Origin of the sequence: Citrobacter sp. Cb023, from assembly GCF_030336805.1 — a bacterium.
GTDB classification, from domain to species: Bacteria; Pseudomonadota; Gammaproteobacteria; order Enterobacterales; family Enterobacteriaceae; genus Citrobacter; species Citrobacter braakii.
The window spans coordinates 406,329-428,639 of the sequence record NZ_JAOWCV010000032.1 but is presented as its reverse complement, the minus strand read 5'-3'; the positions used below and the strand labels follow the sequence as shown (position 1 = coordinate 428,639).

General features: G+C 53.2%; 21 protein-coding genes and 1 pseudogene. 12 read left to right on the top strand and 10 right to left on the bottom strand.

Annotated features, from left to right (window positions below; genetic code table 11):
* Positions 1–90 precede the first annotated feature (90 nt).
* The 4 genes and pseudogenes from OGW44_RS08455 (at position 91) to OGW44_RS08440 (ending at position 4,303) form a co-directional block, all read left to right on the top strand.
* The gene (locus tag OGW44_RS08455; protein WP_185654950.1) at positions 91–1,992 is read left to right on the top strand and encodes an ABC transporter ATP-binding protein; all 1,902 of its coding nucleotides are present in this window, start codon (positions 91–93) and stop codon (positions 1,990–1,992) included.
* 104 nt (positions 1,993–2,096) lie between these two features.
* A pseudogene (locus tag OGW44_RS08450) lies at positions 2,097–3,165 on the top strand (hydrolase).
* Entirely contained in the window at positions 3,162–3,380 is a 219-nt protein-coding gene (locus OGW44_RS08445; protein WP_003023615.1) for a YheU family protein, read from the top strand. Before OGW44_RS08450 ends, OGW44_RS08445 begins: the two are co-directional and overlap by 4 nt.
* A 53-nt stretch (positions 3,381–3,433) precedes the next feature.
* Positions 3,434–4,303, top strand: coding sequence for a phosphoribulokinase (locus OGW44_RS08440; RefSeq protein ID WP_003827751.1), 870 nt, complete (start codon positions 3,434–3,436; stop codon positions 4,301–4,303).
* Positions 4,304–4,396: 93 nt separating this feature from the next.
* Here the strand turns inward: OGW44_RS08440 and OGW44_RS08435 are convergent, their stop codons facing one another.
* On the bottom strand, positions 4,397–4,804 hold the full coding sequence (locus tag OGW44_RS08435) for an OsmC family protein (protein WP_016154773.1): 408 nt from the start codon (positions 4,802–4,804) through the stop codon (positions 4,397–4,399).
* A 308-nt stretch (positions 4,805–5,112) separates the two neighbouring features.
* Between OGW44_RS08435 and crp the strand changes: the two genes are divergently transcribed.
* Entirely contained in the window at positions 5,113–5,745 is a 633-nt protein-coding gene (gene crp, locus OGW44_RS08430) for a cAMP-activated global transcriptional regulator CRP (protein ID WP_000242758.1), read from the top strand.
* 51 nt (positions 5,746–5,796) lie between these two features.
* Complete coding sequence (locus OGW44_RS08425; RefSeq protein ID WP_185654956.1) at positions 5,797–7,884, top strand: YccS/YhfK family putative transporter; 2,088 nt, start codon at positions 5,797–5,799, stop codon at positions 7,882–7,884.
* A 42-nt stretch (positions 7,885–7,926) separates the two neighbouring features.
* Here the strand turns inward: OGW44_RS08425 and argD are convergent, their stop codons facing one another.
* The 5 genes from argD to ppiA all read right to left on the bottom strand — a co-directional run bounded on the left by argD (position 7,927) and on the right by ppiA (position 11,263).
* Positions 7,927–9,144 carry a bifunctional acetylornithine/succinyldiaminopimelate transaminase gene (gene argD, locus OGW44_RS08420; protein WP_185654949.1) on the bottom strand — a complete coding sequence of 406 codons (1,218 nt, stop codon included), beginning with the start codon at positions 9,142–9,144 and terminating at the stop codon, positions 7,927–7,929.
* 85 nt (positions 9,145–9,229) lie between these two features.
* A complete protein-coding gene (gene pabA, locus OGW44_RS08415) occupies positions 9,230–9,793 on the bottom strand; it encodes an aminodeoxychorismate synthase component 2 (protein WP_016154776.1) in 564 nt (187 codons plus the stop codon).
* Positions 9,794–9,824: 31 nt separating this feature from the next.
* Positions 9,825–10,427 (bottom strand): putative adenosine monophosphate-protein transferase Fic, encoded by a 603-nt coding sequence (locus tag OGW44_RS08410; RefSeq protein ID WP_046275257.1) that lies wholly within the window; start codon positions 10,425–10,427, stop codon positions 9,825–9,827.
* Positions 10,417–10,584, bottom strand: a complete 168-nt coding sequence (gene ficA / locus OGW44_RS08405) for a FicA/YhfG family antitoxin (protein ID WP_016157626.1) — start codon at positions 10,582–10,584, stop codon at positions 10,417–10,419. The genes OGW44_RS08410 and ficA overlap by 11 nt, the downstream gene beginning before the upstream one ends.
* Positions 10,585–10,690: 106 nt before the next feature.
* Positions 10,691–11,263 carry a peptidylprolyl isomerase A gene (gene ppiA / locus OGW44_RS08400; RefSeq protein ID WP_019078158.1) on the bottom strand — a complete coding sequence of 191 codons (573 nt, stop codon included), beginning with the start codon at positions 11,261–11,263 and terminating at the stop codon, positions 10,691–10,693.
* 264 nt (positions 11,264–11,527) lie between these two features.
* Between ppiA and tsgA the strand changes: the two genes are divergently transcribed.
* From tsgA to OGW44_RS08370, 6 genes are all read left to right on the top strand, one after another.
* Complete coding sequence (tsgA, locus tag OGW44_RS08395) at positions 11,528–12,709, top strand: MFS transporter TsgA (RefSeq protein WP_016154778.1); 1,182 nt, start codon at positions 11,528–11,530, stop codon at positions 12,707–12,709.
* A 327-nt stretch (positions 12,710–13,036) separates the two neighbouring features.
* Entirely contained in the window at positions 13,037–15,580 is a 2,544-nt protein-coding gene (nirB, locus tag OGW44_RS08390; protein WP_016154779.1) for an NADPH-nitrite reductase large subunit, read from the top strand.
* Positions 15,577–15,903: a nitrite reductase small subunit NirD gene (gene nirD / locus OGW44_RS08385; protein ID WP_016154780.1), complete on the top strand. Its 327-nt coding sequence runs from the start codon at positions 15,577–15,579 to the stop codon at positions 15,901–15,903. Before nirB ends, nirD begins: the two co-directional genes overlap by 4 nt.
* A 139-nt stretch (positions 15,904–16,042) precedes the next feature.
* Positions 16,043–16,852: a nitrite transporter NirC gene (gene nirC, locus OGW44_RS08380; RefSeq protein ID WP_016157627.1), complete on the top strand. Its 810-nt coding sequence runs from the start codon at positions 16,043–16,045 to the stop codon at positions 16,850–16,852.
* 11 nt (positions 16,853–16,863) lie between these two features.
* Positions 16,864–18,237 carry a siroheme synthase CysG gene (cysG, locus tag OGW44_RS08375; protein WP_016157628.1) on the top strand — a complete coding sequence of 458 codons (1,374 nt, stop codon included), beginning with the start codon at positions 16,864–16,866 and terminating at the stop codon, positions 18,235–18,237.
* 311 nt (positions 18,238–18,548) lie between these two features.
* Positions 18,549–18,719 (top strand): YhfL family protein, encoded by a 171-nt coding sequence (locus OGW44_RS08370; RefSeq protein ID WP_016154783.1) that lies wholly within the window; start codon positions 18,549–18,551, stop codon positions 18,717–18,719.
* A 309-nt stretch (positions 18,720–19,028) separates the two neighbouring features.
* On the opposite strand, the gene trpS is transcribed toward OGW44_RS08370, so the two are convergent.
* The 4 genes from trpS to dam are packed head-to-tail and all read right to left on the bottom strand — an operon-like array spanning position 19,029 to position 22,308.
* Entirely contained in the window at positions 19,029–20,033 is a 1,005-nt protein-coding gene (gene trpS, locus OGW44_RS08365) for a tryptophan--tRNA ligase (protein WP_016154784.1), read from the bottom strand.
* On the bottom strand, positions 20,026–20,784 hold the full coding sequence (gene gph, locus OGW44_RS08360; RefSeq protein ID WP_016157629.1) for a phosphoglycolate phosphatase: 759 nt from the start codon (positions 20,782–20,784) through the stop codon (positions 20,026–20,028). Before gph ends, trpS begins: the two co-directional genes overlap by 8 nt.
* A complete protein-coding gene (rpe, locus tag OGW44_RS08355) occupies positions 20,777–21,454 on the bottom strand; it encodes a ribulose-phosphate 3-epimerase (protein ID WP_003023561.1) in 678 nt (225 codons plus the stop codon). The genes gph and rpe overlap by 8 nt, the downstream gene beginning before the upstream one ends.
* A 17-nt stretch (positions 21,455–21,471) precedes the next feature.
* Positions 21,472–22,308: an adenine-specific DNA-methyltransferase gene (gene dam, locus OGW44_RS08350; protein ID WP_016154786.1), complete on the bottom strand. Its 837-nt coding sequence runs from the start codon at positions 22,306–22,308 to the stop codon at positions 21,472–21,474.
* Between the last annotated feature and the right edge of the window lie 3 nt (positions 22,309–22,311).

Here is a 22,311-nt window from a genome sequence, read left to right as displayed (position 1 = left end):
TGGGCTACCATTGCGCCTCGGTGCGGCAAATGGCCCACACATTACATTATCATAATGATAAATTAACATAGTCTGAACATACGGCGCCTTATGATTGTTTTCTCATCGTTACAAATTCGTCGCGGCGTGCGCGTCCTGCTGGAAAATGCCACGGCCACCATTAATCCAGGGCAGAAAGTTGGCCTGGTAGGTAAAAATGGCTGCGGTAAATCTACCCTGCTGGCATTGCTGAAAAATGAACTTAGCGCCGACGCCGGAGGATTTACCTATCCGGGAAACTGGCAGCTCGCGTGGGTTAATCAGGAAACGCCTGCGTTGCCACAGCCGGCGTTGGAGTATGTGATTGACGGCGACCGCGAGTATCGTCAACTGGAAGCACAGTTGAACGATGCCAACGAACGTAACGATGGACATGCCATTGCCACCGTCCATGGCAAGCTGGATGCCATCGACGCCTGGACCGTGCGCTCACGCGCCGCCAGCCTGCTGCATGGCCTCGGCTTCTCCAACGAACAGCTTGAACGTCCCGTCAGCGATTTCTCCGGTGGCTGGCGTATGCGTCTCAACCTGGCTCAGGCGCTGATTTGCCGTTCAGACCTGCTGCTGCTCGATGAACCAACCAACCACCTCGATCTCGACGCGGTGATCTGGCTGGAAAGATGGCTGAAAAGCTATCAGGGCACGCTGATTTTGATCTCCCACGACCGTGACTTCCTCGATCCGGTGGTGGATAAAATTATTCATATCGAACAGCAAACGATGTTCGAGTACACCGGCAACTACAGTGCGTTTGAAATCCAGCGAGCGACCCGCCTCGCACAGCAACAGGCAATGTACGAAAGCCAGCAGGAGCGCGTGGCGCATCTGCAAAGCTATATCGATCGTTTCCGCGCTAAAGCCACCAAAGCAAAGCAGGCGCAGAGCCGTATCAAAATGCTGGAACGCATGGAGCTGATTGCCCCTGCGCACGTGGACAACCCGTTCCACTTCAGCTTCCGCGAGCCGGAAAGCCTGCCGAACCCGCTGTTAAAGATGGAAAAGGTCAGCGCCGGCTACGGCGACCGCGTCATTCTCGATTCGATCAAACTGAATCTGGTGCCGGGGTCTCGCATCGGCCTGCTCGGACGCAACGGCGCGGGTAAATCTACGCTGATTAAGCTGCTGGCCGGCGAACTGGCTCCCATCAGCGGCGAGATTGGCCTGGCAAAAGGCATCAAGCTGGGTTACTTCGCACAGCACCAGCTGGAGTTTTTACGCGCCGATGAATCACCTATACAGCACCTGGCACGCATGGCGCCGCAGGAGCTGGAGCAGAAACTGCGAGACTACCTCGGCGGATTCGGCTTCCATGGCGATAAAGTCAGCGAAGAGACTCGCCGCTTCTCCGGAGGTGAAAAAGCGCGTCTGGTGCTGGCATTGATCGTCTGGCAGCGCCCGAACCTGCTGTTGCTTGATGAACCGACCAACCACCTGGATTTGGATATGCGTCAGGCGCTGACCGAAGCGCTGATCGATTTCGAAGGCGCGCTGGTTGTGGTCTCGCACGACCGTCACCTGATTCGCTCTACTACCGATGACCTCTATCTGGTGCACGACAAGAAAGTCGAGCCGTTTGATGGCGATCTTGAGGATTATCAGCAGTGGCTGAGCGATGTGCAAAAACAGGAAAACCAGAGCGACGAACCGGCAAAAGAGAGCGTTAACAGCGCCCAGGCACGTAAAGACCAGAAGCGTCGCGAAGCTGAACTACGCACCCTGACGCAACCGCTACGTAAAGAGATTACCCGTCTGGAAAAAGAGATGGAGAAACTGCACGCACAGCTGGCACAGGCGGAAGAAAAACTCGGCGATAGCGAGCTGTACGACCAAAGCCGCAAAGCCGAACTCACGGCATGCTTGCAGCAGCAGGCCAGTGCGAAATCCGGACTGGAAGAGTGCGAGATGGCCTGGCTGGAGGCTCAGGAACAGCTTGAGCAGATGCTGGCCGAGTAATCATGAGTGCCGGATAAGGCGAAGCCGCCATCCGGCACTATAGCCGATGATTGCCTGCTGACTGACTCGCGACAAAATCACATATTGGCTAACCCGCACGCGCTGTGCGCGGTATAGTTATTCTTTCCGATTATTAATTGCTCTGGTGTTATGGTTGAAATCACGTCCACAGAAATAACTCCACCTACCGACGATTCGCGAGAATTCCGCCCGATGCGCGGTATCAGTAACCGCCATCTGCAGACGATGCTGCCGCGTTTAATTCGCCGCAAGGTGAAGTTCGACGCCCACTGGCAGCGTCTGGAATTGCCCGACGGTGATTTTGTCGATCTGGCATGGAGTGAAGATCCGCAGCAGGCGAAACATAAACCGCGCCTGGTGGTTTTTCACGGTCTGGAAGGCAGTCTGAACAGCCCGTACGCACATGGCCTGATTGAAGCAGCGCAAAAGCGCGGCTGGCTGGGCGTGGTGATGCATTTTCGCGGCTGCAGCGGCGAACCCAATCGTCTGAACCGTATTTATCACTCCGGTGAAACAGAAGATGGCACCTGGTTTTTACACTGGCTGGCACGTGAGTTCGGTCGCGTGCCGACCGCGGCGGTAGGCTATTCGCTCGGTGGAAACATGCTGGCCTGTCTGCTGGCAAAAGAAGGTAATGAGATTCCAATTGATGCCGCGGTTATCGTTTCCGCGCCTTTCGTGCTGGAAGCCTGTAGTTACCATATGGACAAGGGATTCTCCCGGGTCTATCAGCGCTACCTGCTAAACCTGTTGAAAGCCAATGCCTCGCGTAAGCTAGAGGCGTATCCAGGATCGCTGCCGGTGAGTCTGGGCCAATTGAAATCTCTGCGTCGCATTCGCGATTTTGACGATCTGATCACCGCCAAAATCCACGGTTTCGCCGATGCTATAGACTATTACCGTCAGTGTAGCGCTATGCCGTTGCTCAACCAGATCGCCAAACCCACGCTGATTATCCATGCCAAAGACGATCCGTTTATGGATCATCACGTGATCCCTAAACCGGAAAATCTGCCCTCACAGGTAGAGTATCAACTGACGGAACACGGCGGCCACGTCGGATTCATTGGCGGCACGGTGCGCCGTCCTGAGATGTGGCTGGAATCCAGAATCCCGGACTGGCTGACAACGTATCTGGAGGCATCATCATGATCATCCCCTGGCAAGATATCTCCCCGGACGCACTGGACAATCTGATTGAAAGCTTTGTCTTGCGCGAAGGCACCGATTATGGTGAACATGAACGCTCGCTCGAACAAAAAGTCGCCGACGTCAAACGCCAACTACAATCTGGTGAAGCCGTGCTGGTATGGTCCGAACTGCATGAAACGGTCAACATTATGCCGAGGAAGCAGATTCACGAGTAATCCGTAACCGACGGCCGACTATAATAAAAATTCAACCTATTCATGGAGTTGTTATGTCTGCCAAACATCCGGTGATTGCGGTAACAGGGTCCAGCGGCGCGGGGACCACCACCACCAGCCTCGCGTTTCGTAAAATTTTCGCGCAGTTAAATCTGCGCGCCGCCGAGGTGGAAGGTGACAGTTTTCATCGTTATACCCGTCCGGAAATGGACATGGCGATTCGCAAAGCGCGCGATGCCGGGCGGCATATCAGCTATTTCGGCCCCGAAGCTAATGACTTCGGTCTGCTGGAGCAAACCTTCATCGAATACGGCCAGACGGGCAAAGGTCAGTCGCGAAAATATCTGCACACTTACGATGAGGCCGTACCGTGGAATCAGGTTCCGGGTACATTTACGCCCTGGCAGCCGCTGCCTGAACCGACGGATGTCCTGTTCTATGAAGGACTGCACGGCGGCGTCGTAACCCCACAGCAAAACGTGGCCCGGCATGTCGATCTGCTGGTTGGCGTAGTGCCGATCGTGAACCTGGAATGGATTCAGAAGCTGACCCGCGATACCAGCGAGCGGGGACACTCGCGCGAAGCGGTGATGGACTCGGTGGTGCGCTCAATGGACGATTACATCAATTACATTACGCCGCAGTTTTCCCGTACGCACATTAACTTCCAGCGCGTACCGACCGTTGATACCTCCAACCCCTTTGCCGCCAAAAGTATTCCATCCCTGGATGAAAGCTTTGTCGTGATTCATTTTCGGAACCTGGAAGGGATCGACTTCCCGTGGCTACTGGCCATGCTGCAGGGATCATTCATTTCCCATATCAATACGTTGGTTGTTCCGGGCGGGAAAATGGGTCTGGCGATGGAATTGATTATGCTGCCGCTGGTCCAGCGACTGATGGAAGGCAAAAAGATAGAGTAAGGTGTTATTTTGCCGGATGGCGGCTGATGCCTTATCCGGCCTACGCGTTTATATCCTGTAGGCCTGATAAGTGAAACGCCATCAGGCATGACATCACGAAGCAGCAACCACTTCATAGGAGTGGGTAATGTTCACCGCCTTTTCCAGCATCAGCGCCACAGAGCAATATTTTTCCGCAGAGAGATCGACTGCGCGCGAAACGGACGCATCTTTCAGATCGTTACCCGTTACGATGAAATGCAGGTTGATGTGGGTAAACAGGCGCGGCGCTTCATCACGACGCTCTGAGGTCAGTTTCACTTCGCAGTTGGTCACATCCTGACGACCTTTTTGCAGGATCGAAACCACATCAATTGCGCTGCAACCGCCCGCAGCCATTAATACCATTTCCATCGGGCTCGGCGCTTTATCACCGGAGTTACCGTCCATCAAAATTTGGTGACCAGAGGCGGACTCACCGAGGAAGGTTAACCCCTCAACCCACTTTACACGCGCTTGCATATTTCGTAACTCCAATGTTTCAATTTTCCTGACAGATTACGCGTACATAACAATTCTCGCAACGGAAGGCGACCTGCGTCATGCTGAAGCGAGACACCAGGAGACACACGGCGAAAGCTATGCTAAAACAGTCAGGATGCTACAGTAATACATTGACGTACTGCATGTATGCAGAGGACATCACATTACAGGCTGCAGTTAATTTTTGACAGCCCCTTTCCCAGGTAGCGGGAAGCATATTTTTGCAAACCCAGAGGCAGCGTCGTTTTCTGGCTCTGGAGACAGCTTATAACAGAGGATAACCGCGCATGGTGCTTGGCAAACCGCAAACAGACCCGACTCTCGAATGGTTCTTGTCTCATTGCCATATTCATAAGTACCCATCGAAGAGCACGCTGATTCACCAGGGTGAAAAAGCGGAAACGTTGTATTACATCGTTAAAGGCTCAGTGGCAGTGCTGATCAAAGATGAAGAAGGGAAAGAAATGATCCTTTCTTATCTGAATCAGGGCGATTTTATTGGTGAATTAGGCCTCTTCGAAGAAGGTCAGGAACGTAGCGCCTGGGTACGTGCCAAAACCGCATGTGAAGTCGCTGAAATTTCATACAAAAAATTTCGCCAATTAATCCAGGTCAACCCGGATATTCTGATGCGCCTGTCTTCACAGATGGCTCGTCGCCTGCAGGTCACGTCTGAAAAAGTCGGCAACCTAGCCTTCCTCGACGTAACGGGTCGTATCGCGCAGACTCTGCTGAATCTGGCGAAACAGCCTGATGCGATGACCCACCCGGACGGCATGCAGATTAAAATCACCCGTCAGGAAATCGGCCAGATCGTTGGCTGCTCCCGTGAGACCGTTGGTCGTATTCTGAAGATGCTGGAAGATCAAAACCTGATCTCCGCACACGGTAAGACCATCGTCGTCTACGGCACCCGTTAACCCCATCGAAGTGGCGCGTTACTCAGTGATGCGCCACTTTTGTTTACACCGATGTGGCGAAGACTGATATACCACCCAGAGATCAACTACGCACTACGGCAGACGCTGGTGCTATGTTTACCTGTGGCTGTTGGTCTGATCATCGGTCAGCTTCATCTGGGACTCCTCTTCTCCCTGGTCCCTGCCTGCTGCAACATTGCCGGTCTTGATACCCCGCATAAGCGCTTTTTCAAACGTTTATCTATTGGCGCGTCTTTGTTTGCCGGTTGCAGTCTGATCATGCAGTTGCTGCTGGCACAGGCCATACCGCTGCCGCTTATCCTCACCGGACTGACGCTGATTCTTGGCGTAACCGCCGAGCTAAGCCCTCTGCATGCCAGACTGTTACCGGCCTCACTTATCGCCGCGATTTTCACGCTAAGCCTGGTCGGGAACATGCCCGTCTGGGAACCGTTGCTGATCTATGCGCTGGGCACGTTATGGTACGGCCTGTTCAACTGGTTCTGGTTCTGGATGTGGCGCGAGCAGCCGCTCCGTGAATCGCTCAGCTTGTTGTACCGTGAATTAGCCGATTACTGTGAGGCTAAGTACAGCCTGCTGACCCAGCATGCCGATCCGGAAAAAGCGCTGCCTCCCCTGCTGGTTCGCCAGCAGAAAGCGGTAGATCTGATTACCCAGTGCTACCAGCAAATGCATATGCTGTCGGCGCATCGCAACAACGATTACAAGCGCCTGCTGCGTGCCTTTCAGGAGGCACTGGACTTGCAGGAGCATATTTCCGTCAGCCTCCACCAGCCGGAAGAGGTGCAAAAGCTGGTCGAACGTAGCCACGCCGAACAGGTGATTCGCTGGAATGCGCGCACCGTCGCCGAACGCCTTCGGGTACTGGCTGATGATATTCTGTATCACCGCTTGCCGACCCGTTTCTCGATGGACAAGCAGATTGGCACGCTGGAGAAAATCGCCAACCAGCATCCGGACAATCCGGTGGGACAATTTTGCTACTGGCACTTCAGCCGTATTGCCCGCGTGCTACGCACCCAGCGACCGCTGTACGCCCGAGATTTAATGGCGGACAAGCAGCGTCGGTTGCCGCTGATCCCGGCCCTGAAAAACTATCTGTCGTTGAAATCGCCGGCGCTGCGTAATGCCGGACGCATCAGTGTCATGCTAAGTATCGCCAGCCTGATGGGCAGCGCTTTACACCTGCCAAAGCCTTACTGGATTTTGATGACGATCCTGTTCGTCACGCAAAATGGCTACGGAGCAACCCGGGTACGTATTTTACACCGTTCAGCAGGAACGCTCGTTGGACTGGTCATTGCCGGGGTCACCCTGCACTTTCATATTCAGGAAGGTTACACGCTGGCAGGCATGCTGCTGATTACCCTAGGTAGCTATCTGATCATGCGCAAAAACTACGGCTGGGCTACCGTCGGCTTTACGGTCACGGCGGTATACACCCTGCAACTGCTGACGCTGAACGGAGAACAGTTTATCGTGCCGCGGTTTGTCGATACGGTTATTGGCTGCTTAATCGCCTTTGGCGGTACACTCTGGCTGTGGCCGCAGTGGCAGAGCGGCCTGCTGCGTAAGAACGCCCATGATGCGTTAGAAGCCGATCAGGAGGCCATTCGCCTGATCCTCAGCAACGATCCGCAGGCCACGCCGCTGGCGTATCAACGCATGCGGGTCAATCAGGCGCATAACACGTTGTTCAACTCACTGAACCAGGCGATGCAGGAGCCAGGATTCAACTCGCACTACCTGGCGGACATGAAACTGTGGGTCACGCACAGCCAGTTCATCGTCGAGCACATCAACGCGATGACCACACTGGCAAGGGAACACACAATGCTGACGCCGGATTTAGCGCAGCGGTATCTGGAATCCTGTGAAATTGCGCTCCAGCGCTGTCAGCAGCGGCTGGAATATGACGGACCGGGAAGCTCAGGCGATGTGAATATTCTCGAAGCGCCAGAGATGCTGTCCCACGGTCCGTTAAGCACCCTTGAGCAGCATCTGCAACGGATACTGGGGCATCTGAACACCATGCACACCATTTCGTCGGTAGCATGGCGTCAGCGACCGCACCACGGAATCTGGCTGAGCCGCCGTCTGCGGGACATGAAAGGTTAAGATCGACTGCCGGATGCGCTGTGCTTATCCGGCAACAGGTAATCAGGCAACGACTTTCGCTACCGCTTGTGCGAAACGCTGCATCCCTTCATCGATATCCGCCTGCTCAACTACCAGCGACGGCGCGAAACGCATCACGTCCGGTCCGGCGTTGAGTACCATCACCCCTTCGTGCGCGGTGGCATACAGGAAATCGCGCGCCCGGCCTTTAAACTGCGGCTTCAGCTCGGCGCCAATCAGCAGCCCCATCCCGCGAATCTCGCTGAAAATGTCGAACTGTTGATCAATCTTGTGCAAATGCTGGACAAACGTCTGACGTTTGGCCTGAATACCTTCCAACACTTCCGGCGTGTTGATGATATCAAACGCGGCCCCCGCAACTGCGCAGGCCAACGGATTACCACCGTAAGTGGAACCGTGCGAACCCACATGAAATGCGGAGGCAATCTCTTGGGTGGTCAGCACCGCGCTCACCGGGAAGCCGCCGCCGAGAGCCTTCGCGCTGGTGAGGATATCCGGCGTCACGCCATAGTGCATATAGGCAAACAGATCGCCGGTACGGCCCATCCCGCTCTGCACTTCATCCAATACCAATAGCGCCTGGTGTTGGTCGCAAAGTTCACGCAAACCTTGCAGGAATTCCGGCGTTGCCGCAGTGACGCCACCCTCCCCCTGAATAGGCTCAACCACCACCGCACAGGTGTGATCGTCCATCACCGCTTTGACCGCATGCAGATCGTTAAACGGTACATGGATGATATCCGCTGGTTTTGGTCCAAAGCCGTCAGAGTATTTCGGCTGCCCGCCGACGGACACGGTAAACAGCGAACGGCCGTGAAACGCATTATGGAAGGCAATGATTTTGGTTTTGAACGGGCTATGGCGCACGCAGGCATAGTGGCGCGCCAGCTTAAAGGCGGTTTCGTTAGCTTCGGTACCCGAGTTCATGAACAGCACGCGCTCGGCGAAGGTCGCATCAATGATTTTACGGCCCAGGCGCAACGCCGGTTCGTTGGTGAAAACGTTGCTGGTATGCCACAGGGTTTCACCCTGGGTTTTTAACGCCTCCACCAGGGCCGGATGGCAATGTCCTAGTGCAGTAACTGCAATGCCGCCCGCGAAATCAACATACTCTTTGCCCTGTTGATCCCAGACTCGACTCCCTTTTCCTTTTACCGGGATAAACTCAGCCGGTGCATAAATCGGCAGAATCACTTCATCGAATGTCGCGCGCGTAATTGCAGTTTGTTCAGTTGCCATGTCATTGCCACCCTGTTAAGCAGAAATGTTAGTGAAATTATAATCACAAAATATGAATAAAAAATCACTGAATAGCAACCACAAATCACCTGTTGAGGAAATTAGCCAGCAGTTGATGCCCCTGTTCGCTGAGAATACTCTCCGGGTGAAACTGCACACCTTCCATATCCCACTCGCGGTGACGAATGCCCATAATCTCCTGCGTTTCACTCCAGGCCGTCACCTCAAAGCAGTCAGGAAGCGTCGCGGGGGCAACCACCAGAGAGTGGTAGCGCGTCACCGTTAATGGGTTGGCGAGCCCCTGAAAAACACCCTGCCCGTTATGCGTAATTGGCGAGGTTTTACCGTGCATCACTTTAGCTGCCCGAACCACTGTCGCGCCAAAGGCCTGCGCCATAGCCTGATGTCCCAGACAAACACCCAGCAGGGGCGTCTTGCCCGCGAAATGACGAATAACATCCAATGAGATCCCAGCGTCATCCGGCGTGCAGGGGCCTGGGGATATTACGATTTTTTGCGGGCTTAGCGCGTCGATTTGCGCCAGCGTCAGTTCGTCGTTGCGCCTGACAAGGACATCAGCGCCCAGTTCGCAGAAGTATTGGTACAGGTTCCAGGTAAAAGAATCATAGTTATCGATAAGCAGGATCATGGCGGCTCCGGTACATAAGAACCGCGCTATTCTACTCAGTTTCCGGGGCTTCGCTTACCACTTTACGAAATATCGCCCTAAGCGCAGACAGGTCCCCCATCGCCCCACTCTGATTAGCCAGGTTCCACTCCTCAACCGGAATGTCATCCCAGCTCAATATATACCCGGCATGAATCGCTAACTGTTCGAAAAAAATTCGCTGCGCCAGACCGCTGCCAATACGAAACGGATGCAGCATGTTGATTTCGCAATAATAGTGAGCAAGACGATCCACAAACTTATCTTCCGGTAACCCCACCAACCAGGACTCGTCTTCCAGGTCCTGCATCAGCGCATTGCCCTCTTTCTCGATATAAGCGAAATGGCAAAAGCGGGTCTCGCCCTGGTAAATATCCACTTCTCGCAGATGTCCCGCCCAGTCAAAAATATCCCGATACAGTTGGCGATGAATGGCGCACAGATGCGGCAAGCCCCGTTTAAGCGGGCCTAATTCGATAGTGGCCGCACGCAGCGCCGTCAGTTCATACGCCGCCTGCGCCAGGCGCTGCGCCTGATGAATCCCCAGACGGTTACGCATGACATTCAGGCCCGGATACAAATAGGGATCGCGTCCATCACCGAATTTATCGCTCATAGTGCCCCCTCAACTCTTCAAGACGCGCCAGGGCGTCTTCCGTGCTCAGAGTCACCCGTGGAATATCCACGCCTTCCAGCCGCCGACTGGCCTGGAAATTGGCATTTCGCCGTTGTTCCCAGAGTCTGGACTTTTGTTTATCGGTGAGTTTTTTCACGTGACCTCCCTGAATGAGCCGACACTTGCCACAAGTATAAGCGGCAATTTCAGGTTACGCAGAGAAGGGAAAGAACGCGGACAGGAACTGCCCGCGTAAAAGACGTTTACGGCAGGACTTTGGCAGACAGGATAACAATCGGTTTTGACGGGACATTCTGGTAAGGACCAACATCATGGGTCTGCACCTGAGAGATCTTATCCGCGACATCCATACCTTTCACAACTTTACCGAAGACCGCGTACCCAAAGTCGCGCTGGCCGTGATCGAGGAACGCATTGTCTGCAATATTGATAAAGAACTGGCTGGTCGCGCTGTCTTTATCTGCTGTACGCGCCATGGCAATCGTGCCGCGGGTATTACGCAGTCCGTTATCAGCTTCATTCTTGATTGGCGGGTTAGGTTTCTTCTGCTGCATCTGCTCGGTAAAACCGCCGCCCTGCACCATGAAGCCAGGGATCACGCGGTGGAACGTGGTGTTGTTATAGAAACCGCTGTTGACATAATCGACAAAGTTTTTCACTGAAACTGGGGCTTTCTGACTGTTCAGCTCCAGCTCAATGTTACCGGCAGAGGTTGTCAGCAGGACATGCGGGTCACCTTTTGCTGCCAGTGCTGCGGGAGAAAGAGCAGAAAGAGCGAGAACAGCTGCAACAGCCGCCAGAGTCGATTTGAGCATGAGAATTCCTTAACAAGAGCAGAAATGAAGCAAGTGAATTGATTCTAAAGAGCCTTCAAGAACAAGGCCATCCCTTTACTTAATTTTACGTACTTGAAACAAATGTAACCTTATAGCCTCAAGATTCAATGCGATCTAGATCACATAAAAAAATGTAACGTAGCAAGTAATTACCAATAAACATTTAAATGCATCACTAAAGCGCCTAAAATCTGCCCGCTCACGGCGCAGTCAATGCGCCTAACACTTCTATACAGGCCAGTCATGACTAACAGCAATCGCATCAAGCTCACATGGATTAGCTTTCTCTCCTACGCCCTGACAGGCGCGTTGGTAATTGTCACCGGGATGGTGATGGGAAACATCGCAGATTACTTCCATTTGCCCGTTTCCAGTATGAGTAACACCTTCACCTTTCTGAATGCCGGCATTCTGATCTCTATTTTTCTGAATGCATGGCTGATGGAAATTGTGCCACTGAAAACCCAGTTGCGCTTTGGCTTTATCCTGATGGTTCTGGCGGTCGCCGGACTGATGCTCAGCCATAGCCTGGCCTTGTTCTCAGCCGCCATGTTTGTACTGGGTCTGGTGAGCGGTATCACCATGTCGATTGGTACGTTCCTGGTGACTCAGATGTACGAAGGTCGCCAGCGCGGTTCCCGCCTGCTGTTTACTGACTCCTTCTTCAGCATGGCCGGCATGATTTTTCCGATGGTGGCAGCATTCCTGTTAGCGCGCAGCATCGAATGGTATTGGGTTTATGCCTGCATCGGCCTGGTATACGTCGCCATTTTCCTGCTGACCTTCGGCTGCGAATTCCCGGCGCTGGGTAAACACGCGCAGCAACCGGACGCGCCAGTGGTAAAAGAAAAATGGGGCATTGGCGTGCTGTTCCTGGCGATCGCCGCGCTGTGCTACATCCTCGGTCAGTTGGGCTTTATCTCCTGGGTGCCGGAATACGCCAAAAGTCTGGGCATGAGCCTGAACGACGCAGGTAAACTGGTCAGCGACTTCTGGATGTCTTACATGGTTGGCATGTGGGCATTTAGCTTTATCCTGCGTTTCTTCGATTTGCAGCGCATCCTGACCGTACTGGCGGGTGTGGCCACCGTCCTGATGTATCTGTTTATCACCGGTACGCCGGAGCATATGCCGTGGTTCATTCTGACGTTGGGCTTCTTCTCCAGCGCGATTTATACCACCATCATTACCCTCGGCTCCCAGCAGACGAAGGTCGCATCACCTAAACTGGTTAACTTCGTTCTGACCTGTGGCACCATCGGTACTATGCTCACTTTCGTGGTCACTGGCCCTATCGTGGCGCACAGCGGTCCGCTGGCGGCATTGCAGACGGCTAACGGCTTGTATGCGGTCGTATTCGTGATGTGCTTTATTCTTGGGTTCGTCACGCGTCATCGCCAGCATAACGCACCCGCAACGCATTAATCTGAGTGCCGGATGGCGATGCTAACGCATCTTATCCGGCCTACAAGACAAGCTGTTTGTAGGCCGGATAAGGCGCAGACGCCCTCCGGCCTATTCCCGCGCCCTCTTCTTTCTCTGGTGCTGTAGGCCAATTCTTACAAAAACCTCTTAATTTGTACGCTATTTATACAAACACGAAAAGCCTGTTAATTCCGTAACTTATAAAAATGCAGTTAAATCAGCTATATACCTCTTAAGGAGTATATAAAGGCGAATTTGATTTGCATCAATAAGCGGGGTTGCTGAATCGTTAAGGTAGGCAGTAATAGAAAAGAAATCGAGGCAAAAATGAGCAAAGTCAGACTCGCTATTATCGGTAATGGTATGGTCGGCCATCGCTTTATTGAGGATCTTCTTGATAAATCCGACGCTGCCAATTTTGATATTACCGTCTTCTGTGAAGAACCCCGCAAAGCGTACGACCGCGTCCACCTGTCGTCCTACTTCTCCCACCACACCGCCGAAGAACTTTCTCTGGTGCGTGAAGGATTCTACGAGAAGCATGGCGTTAAGGTGTTAGTGGGCGAGCGCGCAATCACCATCAACCGCCAGGAGAAGGTGATCCACTCCAGCGCGGGTCGTACGGTCTATTACGATAAGCTGATCATGGCGACAGGCTCTTATCCGTGGATCCCGCCGATTAAAGGTTCTGAAACCCAAGACTGCTTCGTTTACCGCACCATCGAAGACCTCAACGCCATTGAGTCTTGCGCGCGCCGTAGCAAACGTGGTGCCGTCGTCGGCGGTGGCCTGCTGGGCCTGGAAGCCGCCGGGGCGCTGAAAAGCCTCGGCGTTGAAACCCACGTGATTGAATTTGCCCCGATGCTGATGGCCGAACAGCTGGATCACATGGGTGGCGAGCAGTTACGTCGCAAAATTGAAAGCATGGGCGTGCGTGTCCACACCAGCAAAAACACTAAAGAGATCGTCCAGGAAGGCACCGAAGCGCGCAAAACCATGCGTTTTGCCGACGGTAGCGAACTGGAAGTCGATTTCATCGTCTTTTCTACCGGTATTCGCCCACGCGACAAACTGGCCACCCAATGCGGCCTCGACGTTGCGCCGCGCGGTGGTATTGTGATTAACGATACCTGCCAGACTTCTGATCCGGACATCTATGCCATCGGCGAATGCGCCAGCTGGAACAACCGCGTGTATGGTCTGGTCGCTCCAGGCTACAAAATGGCGCAGGTTGCCGTTGACCATATTCTCGAAACCGAAAACGCCTTTGAAGGTGCGGATCTGAGCGCCAAGCTGAAGCTGCTCGGTGTTGACGTCGGCGGGATTGGCGACGCGCATGCGCGCACGCCGGGCGCCCGTAGCTACGTCTATCTCGACGAAAGCAAAGAAGTCTACAAACGCCTCATCGTTAGCGAAGATAACAAAACCCTGCTCGGGGCGGTTTTAGTCGGTGACACCAGCGATTACGGCAACCTGCTGCAGCTGGTGCTGAACGCCATCGAACTGCCGGAAAACCCAGACTCACTGATTCTGCCAGCTCACGCGGGCAGCGGTAAGCCGTCTATCGGTGTCGATAAACTGCCGGACAGCGCGCAGATTTGCTCCTGCTTCGACGTCACCAAAGGCATGCTGATCGCCGCTATTAACAAAGGCTGCCACACCGTTGCGGCGCTGAAAGCTGAAACCAAAGCTGGTACCGGCTGCGGCGGGTGTATCCCGTTGGTAACGCAGGTCCTGAACGCTGAACTGGCGAAACAGGGGATCGAAGTTAACAACAACCTGTGTGAACACTTCCCGTACTCGCGTCAGGAACTTTTCCATCTGATCCGTGTAGAAGGAATTAAAACCTTCGAAGAGCTGCTGGCAAAACACGGGAAAGGCTACGGCTGTGAAGTGTGTAAACCAACCGTAGGTTCCCTGTTGGCCTCCTGCTGGAATGAGTACATCCTCAAACCACAGCACACGCCGCTGCAGGACACTAACGACAACTTCCTGGCGAACATCCAGAAAGACGGTACCTACTCCGTGATCCCGCGCTCTGCGGGCGGAGAAATTACTCCTGAAGGCCTGGTGGCCGTGGGCCGTATCGCGCGTGAATTTAACCTGTATACCAAAATCACCGGTTCTCAGCGTATCGGCCTGTTCGGCGCGCAAAAAGATGACCTGCCGGAAATCTGGCGTCAGCTGATTGAAGCGGGCTTTGAAACCGGTCACGCATACGCCAAAGCCCTGCGTATGGCGAAAACCTGCGTAGGCAGTACCTGGTGCCGTTATGGCGTCGGCGATAGCGTCGGATTCGGCGTGGAGCTGGAAAACCGCTACAAGGGCATTCGTACCCCGCACAAAATGAAATTCGGCGTCTCCGGCTGTACCCGTGAATGTGCGGAAGCACAGGGCAAAGACGTGGGTATCATCGCCACTGAGAAAGGCTGGAACTTGTACGTTTGCGGTAACGGCGGGATGAAACCTCGTCATGCAGACCTGCTGGCAGCGGATATCGACCGCGAAACGCTGCTCAAATACCTTGATCGTTTCATGATGTTCTACATCCGTACCGCTGACAAACTGACCCGAACCGCACCATGGTTAGACAACCTGGAAGGCGGTATCGAATATCTGAAATCGGTCATCATCGACGACAAACTGGGGCTGAACCAGCACCTGGAAGAAGAGATGGCCCGTCTGCGTGAAGCGGTGGTCTGCGAGTGGACAGAGACGGTTAACACCCCATCCGCACAGGTTCGCTTCAAACACTTTATCAACAGCGATCAACGCGATCCGAATGTCCAGGTTGTGCCTGAACGTGAACAACATCGTCCGGCCACGCCCTATGAGCGTATCCCGGTGACTCTGGTGGAGGAAAACGCATGAGCCAGTGGAAAAACATCTGCAAAATCGATGACATTCTGCCTGCAACAGGCGTCTGCGCCCTGTTAGGTAGCGAGCAAGTTGCGATTTTCCGCCCGTATCACAGCGACCAGGTGTTTGCGATCAGCAACATCGACCCGTTCTTTGAATCCAGCGTGCTTTCTCGTGGGCTGATTGCTGAACATCAGGGCGAATTGTGGGTCGCCAGCCCGCTGAAAAAACAGCGCTTTCGCTTAAGCGATGGTCTGTGCATGGAAGACGAACAGTTCTCCGTGAAACATTACGAAGCGCGAGTGAAAGACGGCACGGTGCAACTGCGCGGTTAATAACTTTTTGGGAGGCGCAACGCCTCCCCTTTTTTGACGTATTTGTAGGTCTTTTATTTGTAGGCCTGATAAGCGTAGCGCTATCCGGCCTACGGTTACGATTTCTTTTTATTGTTTGTACTTCAAGGATAATCAACACATGTTCACAGACACTATTAATAAGTGTGCGGCTAACGCTGCGCGCATCGCACGCCTCTCGGCTAATAACCCGCTCGGATTCTGGATCAGTTCGGCAATGGCAGGAGCCTATGTGGGTCTCGGCATCATTCTTATTTTCACCCTCGGTAATCTGCTCGACCCGTCCGTACGTCCTCTGGTAATGGGTGCAACCTTTGGTATTGCCTTAACGCTGGTTATTATCGCCGGTTCTGAACTGTTCACCGGACACACGATGTTCCTGACGCTTGGCGTTAAAGCGGGCACCATCAGTCACGGTCAGATGTGGGCAATCCTGCCAAAAACCTGGCTGGGTAACCTGGTCGGATCCGTGTTTGTCGCTCTGCTTTACAGTTGGGGCGGCGGTAGCCTGCTGCCGGTCGATACCAGCATCGTCCATTCGGTGGCGTTGGCGAAAACGACCGCGCCAGCAACGGTCCTGTTCTTTAAAGGCGCGCTGTGTAACTGGTTGGTTTGTCTGGCAATCTGGATGGCAATTCGTACCGAGGGCGCAGCAAAATTCCTCGCTATCTGGTGGTGTCTACTGGCGTTTATCGCTTCCGGTTACGAGCACTCGGTTGCCAACATGACGCTGTTTGCCCTCTCCTGGTTCGGCCACCACAGCGAAGCCTATACCCTGTCAGGAATTGGTCATAACCTGTTGTGGGTGACACTCGGTAATACTTTGTCCGGTGTCGTATTCATGGGATTGGGTTATTGGTATGCTACGCCAAAATCGGAGCGTCCTGCTCCGGCAAAAATCAACCAGCCAGAGGCTACTGCCAATAATTAAGGGGTAATGTCGTGGATCATTTGCCTATATTTTGTCAACTACGTGACCGCGACTGCTTGATCGTCGGCGGTGGTGATGTCGCAGAACGCAAAGCGCGGTTACTGCTGGAAGCGGGCGCCCGTATAACGGTTAATGCGCTGGCGTTTATTCCGCAGTTCACCGTATGGGCAGATGAAGGCATGCTGACGCTGGTTGAGGGACCGTTCGACGAGTCCCTGCTCGACACCTGCTGGCTGGCTATTGCCGCCACCGATGACGATGCCGTCAACCAAAGCGTCAGCACCGCCGCAGAATCACGTCGTATTTTCTGCAACGTGGTCGATGCGCCAAAAGCAGCCAGTTTTATCATGCCCTCCATTATCGACCGCTCGCCGCTGATGGTGGCGGTCTCCTCCGGCGGTACATCGCCGGTGCTTGCCCGTCTGCTACGTGAAAGACTTGAATCTGTGCTGCCTCAGCATCTGGGCCAGGTCGCGCAATATGCAGGCAAGTTACGCGCCCGAGTGAAAGAACAGTTTGCCAGCATGGGTGAACGTCGCCGCTTCTGGGAAAAATTGTTCGTGAATGACCGCCTGGCGCAGTCGCTGGCGAACAGTGACCAGAAAGCCGTCGAGGAAACCACCGAGCAGTTGCTCAGCGAACCGTTGGACCATCGAGGCGAAGTAGTGCTGGTTGGCGCCGGTCCTGGCGATGCCGGGCTGCTGACGCTGAAAGGTCTACAGCAGATCCAGCAAGCGGATGTCGTGGTTTATGACCGTCTGGTATCCGACGACATCATGAACCTTGTACGCCGCGATGCCGACCGGGTGTTCGTCGGTAAACGCGCGGGCTACCACTGTGTACCGCAGGAAGAAATTAACCAGATCCTGCTGCGTGAAGCGCAACAGGGCAAACGCGTCGTGCGCCTGAAAGGTGGCGACCCGTTCATCTTTGGCCGTGGTGGCGAAGAGCTGGAAACCCTGTGCCATGCCGGTATTCCATTCTCCGTTGTGCCAGGTATTACCGCAGCATCCGGTTGTTCCGCCTATTCCGGCATTCCACTGACCCATCGAGATTACGCCCAGAGTGTACGTCTGGTCACCGGGCACCTGAAAACCGGCGGCGAGCTGGACTGGGAAAACCTGGCGGCAGAGAAACAGACGCTGGTGTTCTACATGGGCCTCAATCAGGCGGCTACTATCCAGGAAAAACTGATCGAATTTGGCATGCAACCCGATATGTCTGTCGCGCTGGTAGAAAACGGTACCTCCGTGAAGCAACGCGTTGTTAACGGGGTGCTTTCGCAACTCGGCGAACTGGCGCAGCAGGTTGAAAGCCCGGCGCTGATTATCGTCGGCCGCGTGGTTGGACTACGCGATAAGCTGAACTGGTTCTCGAACCATTAATTGAATGCTCAAAAATGCCCTGATATTGGACTGCCCCTATAAAGTTGGACAGTTCATATTCAGGGCATTTATTTATCTTCCGATAGAAATAAATCAAAAACCGATACACGCTATATACTCGCCTCAGTAGCCCAACCGTTAATCATTAATTAAATATATCTTTAAAACATTTAAATTCATTGAAATAATATTTTATATAAAACTTGTTATGTCCTAATCCGGACTACTTTAAATTTATTTTAGTTGATATCTTAACCGCCGAGAAATGGATTTCATCCATTTAAAAATAGATATCTTACAAGGATTTTAACATGCTGAAATTTGCAAAAATCACTATCGTTGCTGGTGTTCTGGCTACGCTGACCGCGTGTACTGGTCATGTCGATAACAAAAAAGATAACTGCACCTACGATTACTTCCTGCATCCGGCAATTTCTATTTCTAAAATTATTGGTGGCTGTGGCCCGGCTGCAGATCTGTAACAGAAGCGATTGCGCAGATACAAAAAAACCGGGAAATCCCCGGTTTTTATATTTATAGGTTAAATGCTCATTCACACGTTACCGCACTTCTCGCCGAGCAGGTAGCGGGCCAGGGTTGTCAGTCCCCTCCTCTTTTAAATATCCGACGCATTTTATATCTTCAGTAAATTGAATATTTATATCTTCATTAAAGTGATTGATATAAGGAAATATGCAAACGGCGAGGCGCTTCATATTTTTTGAGATTCACCAGCGAACAGGCGAAAAAAAACCGGGTAGAACCCGGTTTCTTCAGCAACGCAGAGCGCATTACGGCTTGGCGACAAAACCAATCGCTTCGTAAACCGCTTTCAGCGTAACAGACGCGCGTGCGCTGGCTTTTTCCGCGCCATCTTTCATCACCTGCTGCAGGAAAGCTTCATCGTTACGGAAACGGTGATAACGCTCCTGAAGCTCGGTCAGCATGCCGGAAACGGCCTCTGCGACTTCACCTTTCAGATGACCATACATCTTGCCTTCAAAGTGCTGTTCCAGCTCCGGAATGCTCTGGCCGGTGACGGCAGAGAGGATATCCAGCAGGTTGGAAACACCCGCTTTATTCTGCACGTCGTAGCGTACAACAGGCGGCTCTTCGGAGTCGGTCATCGCACGTTTGATTTTCTTAACCACGGATTTCGGATCTTCCAGCAGGCCGATCACATTGTTGCGGTTGTCATCCGACTTGGACATTTTCTTCGTCGGCTCCAGCAGCGACATCACGCGCGCACCGGATTTAGGAATGAACGGCTCAGGCACTTTGAAGATGTCGCCATACAGGGCGTTGAAGCGCTGGGCGATATCGCGGCTTAGTTCCAGATGCTGTTTCTGATCTTCGCCAACCGGTACCTGGTTGGTCTGATACAGCAGGATGTCTGCCGCCATCAGCACCGGATAATCAAACAGACCGGCGTTGATGTTCTCCGCATAGCGTGCGGATTTATCTTTGAACTGGGTCATACGGCTCAGCTCGCCGAAATAGGTGTAGCAGTTCAGCGCCCAACCTAATTGTGCGTGTTCCGGTACATGAGACTGGACGAAAATGGTGCTTTTTTCAGGATCGATACCGCATGCCAGATACAGCGCCAGCGTATCGAGCGTTGCTTTACGCAGCTGCTGAGCATCCTGACGAACGGTGATGGCATGTTGGTCAACGATGCAGTAGATGCAATGGTAGTCATCCTGCATGCTCACCCACTGACGCAGCGCACCCATATAGTTGCCAATGGTCAATTCACCTGAGGGCTGTGCGCCACTAAAAACGATGGGCTTAGTCATTTTTTGATTCCTGATTTTCGCTATGCGGAAGCCCGAGAACGGGCAGTAGTTCATTAATACGGTCGTAAATAACGTCGGGTTGGCTCAGCGCGATCGACTCGCCGTAGTTGTAGCCATAAGTCAGACCAACGGACGGACAGCCAGCAGCTTTTGCCGCCTGAATATCATTACGTGAATCCCCTACGAAGAGCAATTGCTCAGGCTTAATGCCAAGCTTGCTTGCTACCAGCAGTAGCGGATCCGGATGCGGTTTTTTATTCTGCACGTCGTCACCACCGATGACCACGCTAAAGTATTTGGCGATATCTAACGCCTCAAGCAATGGCGCGACAAACGGGGTCGGTTTGTTGGTCACCAGACCCAGCGGCAATCCTTTCGCATGCATCGCGCCCAGCGTGTCGGCAACATCAGGGAACAGGAATGTCCCCTCTTCTGCGACATCGCCGTAGTATCTGTCGAACAGCTTACGCAAAATACGCACCTGTTCTTCAGCGGGGATATCATCATCAACGGGCAGTTTACCCATTGTCTTACGTAGTGTGGCGCGCTCCTGACGCGACCACGCCAGCGCGCGCTCCATCAGTACATCTGCACCGTTGCCAATCCAGGTGATAACGCGTTCTTCACCGGCAATCGGCAGTTCCAGCGCATACAGCGCCATATCCACCGCTGCGGTTAATCCCGGCGCGCTGTCGACCAGCGTACCGTCGAGGTCAAATGCAACGCCCCGAATATCCTGAAACTTATCCATGACTTACCTTCGCCAGTTCATTGCGCATTTCATCAATGACTTTTTTGTAGTCTGGTTGGTCGAAAATAGCAGAGCCTGCGACAAACATATCTGCACCCGCCGCCGCGATTTCACCAATGTTGTTCACCTTGACGCCGCCGTCCACTTCGAGGCGGATATCGTAGCCAGATTCATCAATACGACGACGCACTTCGCGCAGCTTATCCAGCGTTTGTGGGATAAAGGACTGCCCGCCAAAGCCTGGGTTAACGGACATCAGCAGGATCACATCGAGCTTATCCATGACGTAGTCCAGATAGCTCAGCGGTGTTGCCGGGTTAAACACCAGGCCCGCTTTACAGCCATGCTCTTTGATCAGCTGTAAAGTGCGATCGACGTGCTCGGAGGCTTCCGGGTGAAAAGTAATGATGCTCGCGCCGGCGGCGGCGAAGTCCGGGACAATACGATCGACCGGTTTCACCATCAGATGAACGTCAATCGGGGCAGTAATGCCATATTTACGCAGCGATTTCAGTACCATCGGGCCGATGGTCAGGTTTGGTACGTAGTGATTGTCCATGACATCGAAGTGCACGACGTCGGCACCGGCAGTCAGCGCTCTCGCGGTGTCCTCACCCAGGCGGGCAAAATCAGCCGACAGAATTGAGGGGGCGATCAAATACTGTTTCATCCGCTTCTCCTTGAGAATTATTTCTTCGCAGGCGTTACAACTCCTGGTTTATACAGTGCCAGCAGTTCGTTCACCTTTTTACGCGTGCCGCCATTGCTGCTAATGCTGCGCCGCACTTTGACCTGAAAATGTTTCGCCGATCGGTACCATTCGCGGGTATCGGGCGTGTCATGGTTCGAAATTAACACCGGGATCTGCTTACTGACCAGCTTTTCTGCCATCTCGGCCAGATGTGCCTGCTCTTTTGGGCTAAAGCTGTTGGTATGATACGCGGTGAAATTTGCCGTCGCCGAAAGCGGTGCATAAGGCGGGTCACAATAGACCACAGAGTTGCTATCCGCACGGTCCATGCACTCTTCATAGGAGAGACAATGGAACTCCGCATTCTGCGCTTTTTCAGCAAAATGGTACAACTCGGCTTCCGGGAAGTAAGGTTTTTTATAACGACCAAACGGTACATTAAACTCGCCGCGCAGGTTATAACGGCACAATCCGTTGTAACCAAAGCGGTTCAGATACAAGAACAGCACTGCACGGCGGAACGGATCCTGACTGGCATTAAATTCTTCTCTGAACCGATAGTACACCTCAGCCTGATTAGTTTCAGGCATAAACAGCTCACGCGAAGCCTGCACATACTCATCGGTACGTGTCTTCACGATGTTATAGAGACTGATGAGGTCGCTGTTGATATCGGCAAGAATATAACGAGAAAAGTCGGTGTTGAGAAACACCGACCCGGCACCCACGAAAGGTTCAATCAGGCATTCACCCTGAGGTAAATGCCGTTTGATATCATCAAGCAGGGGGTATTTTCCCCCTGCCCATTTCAAAAAAGCGCGATTTTTTTTCATGCT